This is a genomic window from Saccharothrix deserti (assembly GCF_009769385.1).
Lineage (GTDB): Bacteria > Actinomycetota > Actinomycetes > Mycobacteriales > Pseudonocardiaceae > Actinosynnema > Actinosynnema deserti.
Map to the genome: position 1 here is coordinate 1 of NZ_VKAB01000150.1, position 1,378 is coordinate 1,378.

A 1,378-nucleotide genomic window follows, 5' to 3' on the forward strand; every position below is an offset into this window, starting at 1 on the left:
TTGCTTCATCGAGCAGGCCGCAGTCGGCCATGAGCCGAAGCCGCATCCTGAAGAAGTCCCACTCCTCCTCGCCGTCGCGGCGCGCCTTGAGGGTGTCGAGGTAGGCCAGGCCGTCCCGGGCACGGCCATGGTCGGCGTACAGGGTGCACAGCGTGTCGACGATCCAGTCCTCCGCGCCGCCGGGAGAGTCCGCGAGCATGCGCATCACCTCGATCGCCTCGTCGCCCCGGCCATGCCGGGCCAGGAGCTGCGCCAGTTGGACCGAACCGTGACACTGACGGGCCGGTGAGTCGCCCGGCTGCCGGTACACGGCGATCGCGCCTTCCACGTCACCACGCTCCTCCAACACCTCGGCCAGGCGCTGCGCGGCGTGCCCGTGGTACTCGGACGCCGCGTACTCACGCAGTTCCTCGATCCGGTTATGCCTCGCCAGCAGGTCGGCCAACTGGTCGTGGTTGTTCACGGAGGTGATGTGCTGCCGGGTGTGCAGCAGGGCGATCGCTTCGTCGATGCGGCCCTGGCGCTCGCGGATCGCGGCAACCAGGCCGATTGCCGTGTCCGGGTCGAGGCCGCGGCAGCACCAAGGACCGTCGCATCGGTGCTGGGCCGGGATCCGCGCGGCCAGCAGCGCAGCGATGTCTTCGTCCCTGCCTGCCCCCTCGGAAACCTCTACCAGAGCAGTGGCGAGGAACCAGTCTTCGATTCCGGCGCTCAGCAACACGAGCGCCTCATCCTGGCGTCCGTGCCGGGCCAGCAGCCGCGCGAAAAACTCCAGCGGGAGCCTTACGGCCTTTGCGTACGGCCGGGCCAGCGCGATCGCCTCCTCTGCCCGCCCCCAGCTCTCCAGTAGTTCCGCCTGGGCCTGGGCGGCCGGCCACCAGCCCGTGGCGACGTACGGAGCGAGCACCTCCAACGCCTCGGCCTGCCGCCCTTGGACACCGAGCAGCCGTGTCCACTCACGCGCACAGAACCATTCCCCACGGCCAGCCTGGAACTCCACTTCTTTCCCATGGCCGACCTCAAGAAGCCGGGAGACGAGGAGCGGAGGAATGCAACCGGACAAGGTCCGGGCCTGGTAGTCAAGATCAGCAGCATCCATGGCGGTGCACCCTAGCCACCACCCCCCGACATCGGCTTGCAGCCTCCGATGGGGATGGTCACGACCCTGGACAAGGCCCCGGCCGGGACGTCGGCCCCCGGCTCAGCCCTCGCCCGCGAGTTCGATCTGGTCTTCGGCGAGATGATCCTCCCCTGGTTGTACGGAGTCGGGTTACTGGATGATCACTCGTCTCGGTAGCCCGGAGGACGGCCCACGATCCCAAGCGGTACCCATCCGAGTTCCGGCGCAAGGTGCTCGACCTGGTCGCGTCCGGCCGCC

General features: G+C 68.7%; 1 protein-coding gene. It reads right to left on the reverse strand.

Annotated features, from left to right (window positions below):
* Positions 1 to 1,099: tetratricopeptide repeat protein (locus FM051_RS49945; protein ID WP_158854991.1), on the reverse strand; the 1,099-nt coding region annotated here is incomplete at its 3' end.
* Between the last annotated feature and the right edge of the window lie 279 nt (positions 1,100 to 1,378).